This is a genomic window from Mangrovibacter phragmitis (assembly GCF_001655675.1).
Lineage (GTDB): Bacteria > Pseudomonadota > Gammaproteobacteria > Enterobacterales > Enterobacteriaceae > Mangrovibacter > Mangrovibacter phragmitis.
Map to the genome: position 1 here is coordinate 22,889 of NZ_LYRP01000050.1, position 13,300 is coordinate 36,188.

A 13,300-nucleotide genomic window follows, 5' to 3' on the forward strand; every position below is an offset into this window, starting at 1 on the left:
TCTGGTAGGCTCACTGTGCTTTTGCGCGAAAGCAGTGGGCCGTGGTTCGCTTGTGACCTGCAAGCATAGGCGAATGGCTGGCCGGGTGCGCTAACACCCACCAGCCGCCCATTTCCACAGCAGGAAACTGCCATTACTGGCAGCGCGTAAACTTCCCGCCTTCTTCCCCGTTCTCTTTTACCAGACCAGCCATAGACAACTGGGTCAGTATTAACTGGCACCGTGGAGAAGTGATACCCGTTATACGGGCAACATCATCAATACAGGTCCATTTATCTGACGGTAAAAAATGAAGGACTGCGGCGGCAGTTTCTGTCATATCTTGCTGTTTTAGCATGAGAATGTTTCCGGTTACTGAGTGTGATTACACAGATAACTCTGGTTCGCCATGCCAGCAAGGTAAGAATGGTGTTTTGATATCAGAAGCGCAGATACTGCCCTGATAAAAGCAAAAAACCCCGCCGTGGCGAGGCTTCTGAACTGATAAGAGTTGTGTCTGTGTGACCACTCTTAACAGGTTACGATATATTTTGCGTACGCGTTACTAATTTTTATTGATTTCTTCCGCATACTGATGGATAAAAGAAATGGTTATTGTTATTTCATACAAAGAGAAAATATATGACAGCTGAAATAGCAGTTTATAATAAACTAGCAGTATCTTTGGCCGCAGATTCTGCTGTAACGATTACTGGTGGAAATACAGTAAAAATAAATAATGGCGCAGAGAAACTATTTGCCTTAAGTAAACACCATCCGGTAGGTCTTATGGTCTATGGTACTGGCACTTTGTGTGGTGTTCCTTGGGAGATGATTATCAAGGAATACAGACGACAACTCGGCGAAACGTCTTATGAAACTATTGAACAATATGCAGAAAAATTTTGGGATTTTTTATGTGATTGTAATCACATAATCCCTAGAGATATTAAAGAGAACCATCTTGAAGACACTTTACTGTATAAAGTTTTACCTGGTTTCATGCAACATATTCAGGATACATATATTAAGCCATTTATTATAAAAGAACAAAGAAGTCCTGATACAGCTGAAACATATGTAATTGTTGAAGAGGCTGCTCAAGAGTTTGTAGCAAATTTTAATAGCAATCATTTTTATGAAGGGTTTGATGAATCTGATATTGATAAGGCCCTTGGATTTACAACACCTTTAGCTCAAGAAGCCTGTGATTCCCTGTTGTATCAGGAATCAGATATTGAAGTCCCTGTAACTTTGGTTGAAGCTCTTGCTATAATGTTTGCTCACATTATCTGTCGTAAATCTTCATTTGGGACAAACACTGGGCTGGTTATTGCTGGTTATGGGGAGAAAGAGTATTTCCCGAGTATACTGGCTTATGATGTTGTAGGATTTTTTGGCGAAAAGCTTCGCTATTCTCCCAATATAGATAAAAGTACAAGTGGTGGAGAAAGCGGTGTAACTGCTTATGCGCAAGAGGATGAGGTAAGCGCTTTCATGACTGGAATGAGTGGAGAACTTCGGGAATTTATGTTTCCCACCATAGAATCCGGAGCTGACAAAATCCTAAAAGATGTGGTGGAAAGAATAGAATCTTCATCTTTGCCCGTTAAGGAGAAGGAACAGTTACTCACTGATATCATTGACTTTGCAAAACAAAGCTGGGATAAGCTTTCAGATGAAATTCGGCAATATATATTAGAAAATCATGTAGGTAAAGTTGTTGAAATGATTGAGTTTTTACCAAAGCAAGATCTCGGTTACATGGCGGAGTCTCTAGTTAACTTAACGGCTTTTAAACGAAAAATCTCGAACGACAGTGAAACTGTTGGCGGCCCCATTGATGTTGCTATAATATCAAAAGGAGATGGATTTGTATGGGTAAAACGAAAACATTATTTTGACAAAGAACTTAATTATCAATACTTTAAGAGAAACTAATCAAAGGGGACTATATGACAACTCCACTTCAAACAAATCTCGAACTCAGAGAATGGCAAAAAAAATTTAATCCGACTCAGCCAATAAATGCTCCGCTCCCAGCAGTAAAAAGAAACGGTAACGATAAAAAAATCAGTAACAAATACCTCCAACCGGGTTTTTTTAGTCGCTAGTAGAAAAGGGTCCTTATAGGACCCTTTTCTATCACAGGCAAGAAAGCACCCCGTCGATAAAGCCAAGCGCAGTTTCTAATTCTTTCCTTATTGTTCCATCTGAGCATTTCCGCTTCTTCGCGATGGTTCGCAATGAGATGCCGATAACAAAGTGAGCAATAACTAGCTGATATTCATCTGGTCTTGTCATTCGTAACCGTGTTACGCAACCATCAATCATAATCCCTTCATCGTCGTCACATTGCAGACGAGATTTTTTCCCATGAGGCAGTAGCCCTTTAAATCCAGCAGCTATTGGCTGCCAGTCCACGCCACTATTGTCTGATGCTGCCCATGCGCCCCAGCGTTCCATTACTTCATACATATCACGATCACGGTTCATCCACTCTCTCCACTCAGTCACGCCAGAACGCCAGTTGCCAGCGCTCGGTCAATAAAACGAAACCACAGGGCCAGCTGGCTCCCGTACTTTTCCTCAAATGCCACGATATCGGCGTGTAACTCGTCGTGGTGCGCCCTGCACAGCGGTATCACGAATAAGTCATGCGCCTTGGTTGCCATCCCACCCTGCCCGTGGCCAATAATATGGTGGGGGTCGTTTGCTGGTCTCCTGCAGCATTCGCAGGGCTGTGATTTTGCCCACTTCGTGAATTTTTGATTTACCCAGCGCCTGCGCTTTGGGCGCAACATGAAGGATTCCGGTGTTTCCGGGTCAACCGCCAGGGTTAGTACAGGTTTTACGTGTTCCTCTATCACGCTGGTGGCCAGTGCCGAAGGCATCAGGTCACATTCACGATAAACGGATTTGATGGGTTCTACCGGCCAGCCCAGCGCCTGTTCTGCCATTGACTCAGGAAAGGCACCGGAGACGCGCTGGCGAACAGCCCACCAGCAAAGCTCAGGCAGTGTGAGTGTGTGGCTTTCATCAAAGTGAAGCGCAGCCCTGGCTTTATCCACTACCCACTCAACCACGTTTTCCCTGGCGATATCGGTAAGTGCCTTAAATGACTGATCGCGAAACTGGGTGTCGCAGTGCCAGCACAGGCGTAATGCGCCTTCGGCTTCTCTGCGGGTGGTTATCTCATGGTGATGATAGTCGCCCTCGCCCCACTGGCAGGTATTCCCGTTCATGAGTAGCCAGGCTTCAAGGGCGCTGATGCCACCGGCAGCCTGAATAACCCGTTCATCAAGAAAGAAACGAAGCAGGTACGGATCTTCCGTGAGTGGTTGCCTTACTGGCGGTACCAGGCCGGTGGGCAAATCTGCCATATCGGCGGGCTCATGCTCCACCAGCACACGGCCACGGGAAAAGAGTGGCATCAGCTCTGGTCCGGGGCGTAACAGCACAATGCCCATTTTCCGGGCGACATCCGGTGTTAACAGTGCCCTCATGCTGCGGATCCCTTCATCACATGTTCAATCCACAGCCCGCTAACCCACTTAACGCCTTTTGCCGTGAAGCGCGCCTGGCTGAATGCGTGGTTGGATGCCTGCGAGGTGCCGGTTTTTACCTCAAAGCGACCAAGGGCAATATGCTGATGGTGTGGTGTCAGGGTGCCGCCCAGCCGGTACATGATGTTGTTGTCCAGGAGGAACAGCCGGAACTCTGGCTCTTTGGCATTCAGCAGCTTTGCCACCTGGCGAAATGACATCGAACCACTGGCAGTACAGTAGCGATCCACAAACTCCACTTTGGGCGCTGCGGCTTCTAGCTTCTCTGCCAGCTGCTGTTTTTCTTCCGCCAGGTCAGCGGCAAGACGCAGGGCTTCAGGGAGTGACTGTGGTACCGGTGATTTCTTTGTCTCTTCCAGCTCGAGCCAGCGATCAATAACCCGCTTACGCAGCACCACGTTGTAGCCGGACACCAGTGTCAGGCATAAATCACGCGGCAGGTGATAGCATGGATATGAGCGTCCACGTTCATCCCGGTAATCTCCCGAAAACTGGGGAGATTGAATTTCGAGCTGCAGCAACATGTTGCGGATGTCAGCCATAACATGGTCATGTCGTTTCTCACACAGGCCAGCAATTTCCAGGCTGGACATGGCAGGGAAACCCGGATCATTAATAACATTCATTAAACTGCTCATACGTTCTCCACTGTTCAGGCGGCTGCACCCGCCGGTTTGTACAGACTTATCGTGATTTCGACCTTTCCCCCCTTCACTACCGGCCCCCACTCAATCAGCATCTTTTTAACCTGGCTGTCGTCTTCCCATACCCCGGCATGAGTCAGGGCATCGAACAGGGCCTTGTTGTAGTTATCCAGGTCACGGCGCTGGTTGTTCGGCGGGAACAAAACAATTTCAACCTCTGCCAGCTCGCTGGATGGTTTTGGCAAACAGCGTAACTGTTCAATGATGGCGGCACAGGCAGCACTCTGATATTTACGGCCCTCGGCACTGACCAGAATACGGCCAGCCATCGGCCCTTTATTCGGTGAGCGCCAGTAGGCGTTAACGCTGGGTGGGAATGGGAGCACCAGTTTCATGCGACCTGCTCCATAGCGGTTCTTACTGCCGCGCGTAAGTGTCGATAGTTCTGCCAGGCTGCATGGTCAATGCCACCAGCAATAGCAATGAACTGCCCGACCGATAACCCGTACTCTTCTGCACACTCTTTGCTGACGGTGATCAGACGCTCTGTAACAGACTGACGAAGGTCGTCATTATCAAAACCCTGACTGGCAACAAACTCACGTAACGTGTTGTTCGCCTGATCCTGTTGAATAAATGCCAGGGCTTTGCTGATGGTTTCCTGGGGAATTGTCACCATAACGGGATTCTCAACGGAGTCAGCCGCCCAGGTATGGGCATACCGGGATTCAGTGAAGGTGTAGGCCTCTTTGTCGCCGAACGCCGCCACGGCACATGCCAGTACAGTGATGCCACTCTGGCTGAGAATATCTTCCCGGATCAGTGGCATTTCTGGTTTTTCCGCCTCTTTAACTCTGGCGGGAGCCGGTTTCTCTTGCTCTGCCGGTTCCTCAATAACAGGTAAGTGTTCAGGCTCTTTTGCCATACGGGCCAGCATGCGTTCAGCCTCAAAGCGAACCTGACTCATAAAGGCATTGCCACTCGCTTCAAGATCCGCACGGTTGATATAGCTGACTGCCGGGCCTTTCCACGTCTTGTCGAACACCGCCACGGCCCCGGCAAAAAATGCACCGGTTGGTTTTTGCTTCTCATCTTTCGGGATAAACCAGGACGGCAGATCGAAACCAAGACGCCCACGAATAAAGGCAATATGGTCAGCCTCTTCAGGCCACCAGACTTCACTGGTTGCAGCCTTGATCAGAAATACATAACGACCGCCCTTCTCACGCATGGCCATAGCATGTTGCATGATGTAGCGCATCCCGGTGATGTAATCCCCTTCATGCTGGGTGGCCCGGCTGTACGGAGGATTGGCAAAGGCAGCACCACCACCCAGTGTGCTCAGTTTCTCAGACCAGTCCTGCTGCAGGGCGTTATCTTCTGCGGTGTACCATGCAGGGCATTTCGCATTACTTGCATCAGCAAACAGGTCCAGCACCAGTGGGCCAAATATGGCGTTAATGCCCCAGAAGATGCCATCGGGTGTACACCACTGGTCACCCACTTCTTTAAGTTCGTGGCAGGGCTTAGAACGCAGGGCTTCAAGAGCCTCACAGTATGCATTTGTCATGAACGGAATCCCTCCGGAACCTGGCTGTAATCAGTACCGTCATAGCTGCCCTTGAAGGTGTCCACCCGACCAGTCGGCGATATGGCACCCGGTATCTGCCATTTGCCGTTGATGCATGCCGGGCGCCCGGCTTCATCCCACTTGATGGCTTTCTGGTGGTACTCCTGGAAGTTCTCTGGCCCAAACAGCGTTTTGGGGCGCAGGTAATCACACATTTTCGGGTCATCCAGCCATTTCGCCGTGGCGTAGTCCGTCACGCGGATCAGGTCTTCCGCCGTGAACATGTCCGCCAGGCGACCACGGATATACCCCATGGTGGTTTTGCCATCGCGATAGCTGGATTTGGTTACCTGGTTGAAATGATCCAGAACGGCAGTTGCCGGATCCTCTGGCGTGTTGTCGGGTTGCCCGGCAACCTGACAAGAAGGTTTTTTACCTGACGGATCAGTAGTTGAATTTACTGACGGATCCCCGCCAGATTCTGACGGGTCAAAATCGCCTGGTTTGCCGTTTTTTGATGCCTCAAATTTTGACGGGTCGGATTTTGATGCATCAGATTTTGAGGCGTCAGAATCTGACAGGTGAGCAAAAGCGGCCTCCTGGAGTTTCGCCACGTTGAGCTGGTAAACATTCGAGGCATTACGGTTACCGTTACGCCGTTGTTTTCTGGACAACCAGCCCCCCTTCTCCAACTGTGCCAGAGCGGTACGCACGGTACTTTCACCTGCACCTATTTGCCGGGCAATGGTTCCGATAGACGGCCAGCTCACCCCCTCGTCACTACTGAAGTCAGCCAGGCGCGCCATAATGGCTACACTGGACAACTTCATGCCGGAGGCCGCGCAGGCGTCCCATACATAACCGGTTAATTTAGTGCTCATGCATCCACCCTTTTAAACTTCTCCCTGAACCGCTCAACGGGCTGCATGCACTCATGCGGGTAACCCTGGGGCATAAAAATGACCTGCTGTTTTTCCCGGTCGTAACCAATGACGTGGACAATGAAACCTCGGGGGTCTTTGTACTGGCGGTCAAGTTCCTGCATAACGCTCTGGCCCTCCGGGAGTACACACCCACAATTGATGTCGCCCTGCTGTGGTTACATGCCACCCAGCGCCCTGATACCATCCGTTCATACCGAAACAACGTGGTTCCCGGCACAGGGATCCCCCGCAGTTGCGGTAAGCGGCTGTTAGCCGTTAAACTGTTCATGCGTTAGTTTCTCCACGAATACGACACGCCAGGGCGCCCGGAGCTGCACACTCGCGGGCGCCACTTTCTTCCGGCTCACAGAAAATCCGGAATAACAGCGTTAAGTGTTCCTGCCACTTCGCCATAACCTGGTAGCTGTTCTCGTCAATCTGCTGCTTCTCTGTGGCGTCAATCACACCGTCTTCCGTGGCTTTACGCAGATAAGCTGAGTGCTTACCAATCCACTCTATGGACTCCATCAGGCGTTGGTTGATATCGCCGTTATCCACCTCTTCCAGCTCCACCAGCGGAACATTCACGCTGTTTGAATTACGCGAAACGGCATCGGCGATGTACTTCGTACCACTGGCCTGCTGTAGCACCATGGCCCACCCCATAGGGAATACCTGGTCACCATCAGTACGCAGGCGGTTAAACAATGCGTTCTCTGTTACGTCCAGCCATTCAGCAGCCTCGGCGTACCCACCAGGCAATGCCGCGATAGTTCGTTTGATTGCAGCCACCAGCCAGGCGGGCTGTTTTTCGACTTTCCAGTGTTGTTTACCCACGGTTAACCCCTTCTTTCTGTGGTTACGTCTATGCCGCTGACCTGCTAATTTTGTTGTAAAGCTCAGGGCGAAAAACCAACTTACCTTTGGTTCTAATTTCAGCCTCGGCGGCTCTTCCTTTTGGAATCAACCCACCAGGACGCTTTCTCCATTGATAGAAAGCCTCTGGCGAGACGCCGAAGAAGTCAGCAGCCTTATTTGGCGTACCGAAAAACGCTTCTAACTCTGTCGTTGTCATACATCCTCCTAAGTTAACTTAGATATTATTGTCTAATTTATTTTTGGTCAATTAAAACTAAGATAACTTAGGTTTCTCTACTGGAAGATTTCTCGTGGGTACACTCGGTTCGCGAATAAGGTCCTTGAGAAAGGACAGAAAACTGACCCAGGTCCAATTAGGAAAAATTGTCGGTGTTTCTGACGTGACGGTTGGCTATTGGGAAAAAGATCAAAACCAGCCAGGTGGTGTTTCGCTAACCAAGCTGGCTAAGTTTTTCGGTGTTTCAGAAGGTTTTCTGGTCACAGGAAAAGAAGAAAAATCTAATGTGGATACAGCATCACTCGGTGCAATGCGTGTGCCAGTCATAAGTTGGGTGCAAGCAGGAGGCTGGACCGGGGAAAGCGATGCCACCAATCTTGAAGGAACACTCGAGTACGTGCTAACGACAGACGCACATTCACTAGGGACCTTTGCCCTAAGAGTGAAAGGCAAATCTATGGAGCCAGACTTCAGGGAAGGTGACACCATAATAGTTGATCCTGAGCTTGCCCCGGGTCCCGGTGACTATGTTGTTGCAAAGAACGGGGGTAATGAAGCGACCTTCAAAAAATACCGTTCCCGGGGTGTAACGGAAAGTGGAGAGGATGTATTCGAACTCGTCCCATTAAACCCTGATTTCGCTACACTTGACTCATCAAGAGAAAGAATTCTTATCATCGGCGTAGTTGTTGAACACCGTCGCACGATGCGCCACTAATCACTTCCCTCCTCAGTCAGATGATGAAAAACTAATTTTATTTAGATTTTCATCTTGACCAACAATCTAAGTTAATTTAGATTTTAAACATCAACAGAATCTAAGTTTTTAGCATATTTGTTGATATCGCAGACTGACAAGTCACATCCCTGTTCTGGCGGCCCGGCTTCCCTTGATGGTCGGTAACCGCCAGCTTTTTCAGGGCAAAACTGACACAAGGTAAGATGATGAATGTATGCACCGAAGTGAAAAATCTAAGCGAAAAAATGCAACAGCAGCTTGACCTGGTAAACGACATAAACACAGCTGTCGTAGGCATTAGTTGGGGTGCATACAAATTTTTAAAGCAGATCGACGATGCCCAGCACGCAATCACTCGTCTTTCAGATACTGACCGCCAGAACCTATCTCCCAGCCTGTGTAACTCATTAGATCGATTTTTGGCAAACGCTGATTCTTTGAAATCACTGCTAAGTAATTCTGCGCTGTTTCACTCAATTGGTCTGGAACAAGATCATCAAGCAGAGCAAAAAGCAGATCTGGAGTGTTCAGGTTGCGAATGCTCGCAGGAGTCCATTTTGTTTTCAAATACACAAGGTGATGCAAAGCGGCCACACCATCAAGATGAAGGACGGACTTGCTGTTTTTCAACCGGTGTTCATGAAGGTAAAACTCAATAAGTATCAGCTTATAAAGATGACTCCGGCACTGCTGAGAACTGGTTGAATGAGGATTACTTTGGAAATGTGAGGAGCTAATTCCGTAGTGTTCAGCAAGATCGGGAAGGATGGCTAAATAAAGATTTTCGTATCCGTTCATGTTGGTTCCTTCTTGGATGTGTGAGAGCAACCAAGATACCACCTCGCCTGATGTGGATAAAAGCAGGCACAACCACCCCTGTGAGCCAGCAGCTTTTTCAGGGCGCAGGAGTCTGGTGTTTATCCATGACCCCAGACCACTGCGAAGGAACGCAAATGCTGTGTAGAACCTTTGGCGGTACCAGATCTTCAACCCAACACTAGGAGGATGAAGATAGTGTTCTGACTGGTACCGCAATTTTTTACACAACACACAAGGGCATCACCGGGTGACGGGCTCATTCCCCAATCCTCCCGGGTGGTTGCAGCCACAGGTGCCCTTTTGTGTTGTGTGGAGAAACTAACCGGCGGTGATGCCGCCATTCTGAGGGTAAACCGATGGACAAAGAGCGCTTAACCAATGTCCCCGACTTCTTTGGGGAGCTTGATGGCGGAGTCTTCGAAAACAAAATCGCTGCCGTTCTCAACGATGTGGCTTCTGGCGTACTCAATAACCGTGCAAAGGGCAAAGTCACTATCAGCCTGGAGATCAGCCCGTTCGACGATAACCGGGTAAAAATTTCTCACAAGCTGTCTTCCGTGCGCCCAACTGCCCGCGGCAAGTCGTCTGAAGAAGACACCACGGAAACACCGATGTACGTCAACCGGGGCGGTAAGCTCACGATATTGCAGGAGGACCAGGGGCAACTGTTCACCCTGGCTGGCGAGACTGACGCGAAATTACGCGGCACCAACTGATTAATTACTTACCCGACAATTTAAGGATCGTTCATGTCACAGCAACTTGATTCAACCGCCATTGACCAGGTACGCGAACTGGTAATGAGCCAGCTGGCAGAAGAAAAGCTTGCCGGTGCTGACTGCCCGGCAGTGGCTCTGCCTAAAACTGTTAATATTCACTCACTGGAAAATCTCTATGCCGGGCGTTTTCGCTTTCGTGGGCAGATGGAAACAGCCAGCATCGACGACTTTGTCCGCTATTCCACTGGCTATGCCGCCGAAGGTACCCGCTGTTTTATCAATGCCGACAAAATGCGGGCGGCTTCCGTATTTAACCTGGGTACGATCGATGATCCGGGCCATGCTGATAACACCGCCGTTCTCGCTCTCAAGCGCACCGCGCCCTACTCTGCGCTGCTGAATATCAACGGTGACCGTAACAGCCAGAAGCAGCTGGCCGAGTGGCTGGAAGACTGGTCCGATTATGTCACTGGCTTTTCGGCTGATGGTGAAGCCATTGATGCCAAAAAGGCTGCAGCTTCTGTTCGCAAAATCACAATTGATGCCGTCCGCAGTGCTGACTATGAAGATCAGGACTTTAGTGGCAAACGCAGTGTGATGGAAAGCGTGGAAGCCAAAAGCAAAGACATTATGCCAGTGGCCTTCGAGTTTAAGTGTGTACCGTATGAAGGGCTGGAAGAATACCGTTTCAAAGTGCGCATGAGCATTCTTACCAGTGATTCTCCTGTTCTGGTTCTGCGTATTGTCCAGCTTGAAGCCTACGAAGAAGAAATGGCCCAGGAGTTTCGTGACCTGCTGGTTGAGGACTTCAAAGACAGCGCCGTAGAAACCTTTATCGGCGTGTTCCAGGCCTGACTGCCCAGCCTTAAATGCCCCGCCTGGGGCATTTAGTGAAGCGCATTCAATTTAATTATCGCCACCCGGCGAGGGATCCGCTCAACCAAAATTCAGCGCGGTGCAGCGCGTAAATAACACGGAGAACTGACCACATGAATATGCCTCTCACTGATATGCCGCTGGAGGAATTAATTAGAACAGCGAGAAGTTATACCACCAGCATGACACCAATCACTACGTATACCGAAATCATGCACGAACTGATTAACCGTATAGATGCACTGCGTGTGCTAGGGAAGGTTCTGGTTAACGAAAATGCGGCCATCAAATGCATGAATGACTGCCTTGCCGAAGAGTTGCGTGTCCACCAGCCCGCTGGTGCTGAAATGCATCTTATCTGGAAGCGATGCGAAACCCCGCTTACCGATGAAGCCATTACAGCGATCAGGGCTGAGGGTGTGGGGATGTTTGCAGAAGAAATGGCTGCACAACATACAAAATTGCAGTCTGGAGGTTATTTCGACAGGCAGGTTGCGATCTACGGGAAAGTATCAGAATTGGCGGAATCGTTCGCCACTCAACTCCGCCAGGGGGTGAAAGATGGCAGAGCTTATTGATGAAGCCAACGAACGCGCCGAATTTAATATCAGCATAGCAATAGCCAATGCCCATATTAACCACGATGCGGTTTCTGCAACTCACTGCAAAGCCTGTGGCAAACCTATTCCAGAAAAGCGCCGTGTAGCCGTTCCGGGCTGCACCATGTGTATTGAGTGCCAGAACTTCACTGATAAACGTAAAAAGGCAGGTATCGCATGAGCCAACCTAAACCGCTTATGAACTATTCCCCGGGAGCTCTTATTTTCATGGGATTTATGGTGGTGGCGTTCATCCTGGCTGCTGGTTACTTAGCAGTGCTGGTTTTGGAATGAAATTACCCACCAGCTAGCTGGCACGAATCATAAAACCATAAATAATTTATTGGCCGGGTGCAGCCGGTCTCAGTGGAGGAACCAATGTCACGAATGATCCCTTTACTTGAATGGGCCCATGAGGAATTTGGCGAACAGGCTCCCAGCGAGCGAGTATTAAAGAAGTATGCCAAAGGTCGAATGATCGCTCCTCCGGCCATTAAGGTTGGTCGTAACTGGATGGTGGACCGGGAAGCACGTTTTGTTGGCATGCTTGCTGCGCCTCAAATTCCGGTCAATGCCAACCCGAAACTGAGACGGATTATTAACGATGGCTGCTAGACCAAGAGCACACCGGATCACCATCCCGAACCTTTATTGCAAGTTGGACAAGAGGACCGGGAAGGTTTACTGGCAATACAAAAATCCCATAACAGGTCGGTTTCATAGTCTGGGAACTGACGAGTCCGAAGCGAAGCAAGTCGCAACGGAAGCGAATACTATATTCGCCGAGCAAAGAACCCGCCAAATACTCAGCGTAAATAGTCGCCTGGCCCGAGTGAAAGGCTCACGAACAGATATTACTGTCACAGAGTGGCTAGACAAGTACCAGTCAATTCAGGAAGAACGGCTTAGCCAGGGAGAACTTCGCCCTAACTCATACAGGCAAAAGGCCAAGCCAGTTCGCTTATTCAGGGAGCACTGCGGATTGCAGCACCTAAAGGATATAACTGCGCTGGATATCTCAGAGGTGATTGACGAAGTGAAAGCCGAAGGACACAGCCGTATGGCTCAAATTGTTCGAATGGTACTCATTGATGTGTTTAAGGAAGCACAACACGCAGGCCATGTTCCGCCTGGATATAACCCAGCACAGGCCACCCGGCAGCCAAGAAATAGAGTCACCCGGCAGCGGCTGTCTCTTGATGAATGGAAAGTCATTTATGAAGCCGCCTCTAGGCAGCAACCATACCTGCAATGCGGAATGATGTTGGCACTCATTACCGGGCAAAGGCTCGGCGATATCTGTAATATGAAGTTTACAGATATATGGGATGACATGTTACATATTGAACAGGAAAAGACAGGTACCCGACTTGCTATTCCTCTTTCACTCAAAATTAATGAACTCGATATTTCGTTAAGGGATGTAATATCACAATGTCGTGATGCAGTTGTCAGTAAATATCTGATTCATTTTCGCCATACAACATCACAAGCAAATCGAGGCGATCAAGTTTCCACTAAAACACTGACATCAACATTTAAAAAGGCCCGCGATAAATCAGGAATAAACTGGGAGACAGGTACCGCCCCAACCTTTCATGAACAACGTTCGTTATCAGAACGACTTTATCGCGAACAGGGAATTAATACCCAAAAACTGCTGGGTCACAAGTCCCGTAAAATGACCGATAAATATAACGATGACCGAGGAAAAGACTGGCTAGTGATCGACACCCAAACGGGGTCTTGACGGAGGGGTTTTGGGGAAAC

19 protein-coding genes are annotated in these 13,300 nt (G+C 49.2%); 8 read left to right on the top strand and 11 right to left on the bottom strand.

Annotation, left to right across the window (positions count from 1 at the left end; all coding sequences use genetic code 11):
* Window positions 1–133: 133 nt before the first annotated feature.
* Complete coding sequence (locus A9B99_RS22245; RefSeq protein ID WP_064601289.1) at window positions 134–337, bottom strand: DprA-like winged helix domain-containing protein; 204 nt, start codon at window positions 335–337, stop codon at window positions 134–136.
* Between the two features lie 284 nt (window positions 338–621).
* Between A9B99_RS22245 and A9B99_RS22250 the strand changes: the two genes are divergently transcribed.
* Window positions 622–1,920 (top strand): hypothetical protein, encoded by a 1,299-nt coding sequence (locus tag A9B99_RS22250; RefSeq protein WP_064601290.1) that lies wholly within the window; start codon window positions 622–624, stop codon window positions 1,918–1,920.
* Between the two features lie 204 nt (window positions 1,921–2,124).
* On the opposite strand, the gene A9B99_RS22255 is transcribed toward A9B99_RS22250, so the two are convergent.
* The 9 genes from A9B99_RS22255 to A9B99_RS22295 form a co-directional block, all read right to left on the bottom strand.
* Complete coding sequence (locus A9B99_RS22255; protein WP_064601291.1) at window positions 2,125–2,475, bottom strand: antiterminator Q family protein; 351 nt, start codon at window positions 2,473–2,475, stop codon at window positions 2,125–2,127.
* A gap of 17 nt (window positions 2,476–2,492) precedes the next feature.
* Window positions 2,493–3,485, bottom strand: coding sequence for a DUF968 domain-containing protein (locus A9B99_RS22260; RefSeq protein WP_064601292.1), 993 nt, complete (start codon window positions 3,483–3,485; stop codon window positions 2,493–2,495).
* Complete coding sequence (locus A9B99_RS22265) at window positions 3,482–4,183, bottom strand: phage antirepressor KilAC domain-containing protein (protein WP_064601293.1); 702 nt, start codon at window positions 4,181–4,183, stop codon at window positions 3,482–3,484. Before A9B99_RS22265 ends, A9B99_RS22260 begins: the two co-directional genes overlap by 4 nt.
* Window positions 4,184–4,197: 14 nt before the next feature.
* Window positions 4,198–4,584 carry a RusA family crossover junction endodeoxyribonuclease gene (locus A9B99_RS22270; protein ID WP_064601294.1) on the bottom strand — a complete coding sequence of 129 codons (387 nt, stop codon included), beginning with the start codon at window positions 4,582–4,584 and terminating at the stop codon, window positions 4,198–4,200.
* Window positions 4,581–5,759 carry a phage N-6-adenine-methyltransferase gene (locus A9B99_RS22275; RefSeq protein WP_064601295.1) on the bottom strand — a complete coding sequence of 393 codons (1,179 nt, stop codon included), beginning with the start codon at window positions 5,757–5,759 and terminating at the stop codon, window positions 4,581–4,583. The genes A9B99_RS22270 and A9B99_RS22275 overlap by 4 nt, the downstream gene beginning before the upstream one ends.
* The gene (locus tag A9B99_RS22280; RefSeq protein ID WP_064601296.1) at window positions 5,756–6,640 is read right to left on the bottom strand and encodes a conserved phage C-terminal domain-containing protein; all 885 of its coding nucleotides are present in this window, start codon (window positions 6,638–6,640) and stop codon (window positions 5,756–5,758) included. The genes A9B99_RS22275 and A9B99_RS22280 overlap by 4 nt, the downstream gene beginning before the upstream one ends.
* Window positions 6,637–6,804 (bottom strand): DUF4222 domain-containing protein, encoded by a 168-nt coding sequence (locus tag A9B99_RS23510; RefSeq protein WP_074388856.1) that lies wholly within the window; start codon window positions 6,802–6,804, stop codon window positions 6,637–6,639. Before A9B99_RS23510 ends, A9B99_RS22280 begins: the two co-directional genes overlap by 4 nt.
* 163 nt (window positions 6,805–6,967) lie before the next feature.
* Window positions 6,968–7,519: a YmfL family putative regulatory protein gene (locus A9B99_RS22290; RefSeq protein WP_064601298.1), complete on the bottom strand. Its 552-nt coding sequence runs from the start codon at window positions 7,517–7,519 to the stop codon at window positions 6,968–6,970.
* 28 nt (window positions 7,520–7,547) lie between these two features.
* Window positions 7,548–7,757, bottom strand: coding sequence for a Cro/CI family transcriptional regulator (locus tag A9B99_RS22295; protein ID WP_064601299.1), 210 nt, complete (start codon window positions 7,755–7,757; stop codon window positions 7,548–7,550).
* A 94-nt stretch (window positions 7,758–7,851) separates the two neighbouring features.
* On the opposite strand from A9B99_RS22295, the gene A9B99_RS22300 reads away from it, so the two are divergent.
* Window positions 7,852–8,496, top strand: coding sequence for a LexA family protein (locus tag A9B99_RS22300; RefSeq protein WP_064601300.1), 645 nt, complete (start codon window positions 7,852–7,854; stop codon window positions 8,494–8,496).
* Window positions 8,497–8,868: 372 nt separating this feature from the next.
* Here A9B99_RS22300 and A9B99_RS22305 read toward each other — a convergent pair whose 3' ends face one another.
* Window positions 8,869–9,315 (bottom strand): ECs1072 family phage-associated protein, encoded by a 447-nt coding sequence (locus A9B99_RS22305; protein WP_064601301.1) that lies wholly within the window; start codon window positions 9,313–9,315, stop codon window positions 8,869–8,871.
* Window positions 9,316–9,692: 377 nt separating this feature from the next.
* Between A9B99_RS22305 and A9B99_RS22310 the strand changes: the two genes are divergently transcribed.
* From A9B99_RS22310 to A9B99_RS22335, 6 genes are all read left to right on the top strand, one after another.
* A complete protein-coding gene (locus A9B99_RS22310; protein ID WP_064601302.1) occupies window positions 9,693–10,052 on the top strand; it encodes a hypothetical protein in 360 nt (119 codons plus the stop codon).
* 33 nt (window positions 10,053–10,085) lie between these two features.
* Entirely contained in the window at window positions 10,086–10,910 is an 825-nt protein-coding gene (locus A9B99_RS22315) for a YfdQ family protein (protein ID WP_064601303.1), read from the top strand.
* Window positions 10,911–11,044: 134 nt separating this feature from the next.
* On the top strand, window positions 11,045–11,509 hold the full coding sequence (locus A9B99_RS22320) for a hypothetical protein (RefSeq protein ID WP_064601304.1): 465 nt from the start codon (window positions 11,045–11,047) through the stop codon (window positions 11,507–11,509).
* Window positions 11,493–11,711, top strand: coding sequence for a TraR/DksA C4-type zinc finger protein (locus tag A9B99_RS22325; RefSeq protein WP_064601305.1), 219 nt, complete (start codon window positions 11,493–11,495; stop codon window positions 11,709–11,711). The genes A9B99_RS22320 and A9B99_RS22325 overlap by 17 nt, the downstream gene beginning before the upstream one ends.
* Window positions 11,712–11,908: 197 nt before the next feature.
* The gene (locus tag A9B99_RS22330) at window positions 11,909–12,145 is read left to right on the top strand and encodes an excisionase (RefSeq protein WP_064601306.1); all 237 of its coding nucleotides are present in this window, start codon (window positions 11,909–11,911) and stop codon (window positions 12,143–12,145) included.
* On the top strand, window positions 12,135–13,280 hold the full coding sequence (locus A9B99_RS22335; RefSeq protein ID WP_064601307.1) for a site-specific integrase: 1,146 nt from the start codon (window positions 12,135–12,137) through the stop codon (window positions 13,278–13,280). The genes A9B99_RS22330 and A9B99_RS22335 overlap by 11 nt, the downstream gene beginning before the upstream one ends.
* Window positions 13,281–13,300: the final 20 nt, after the last annotated feature.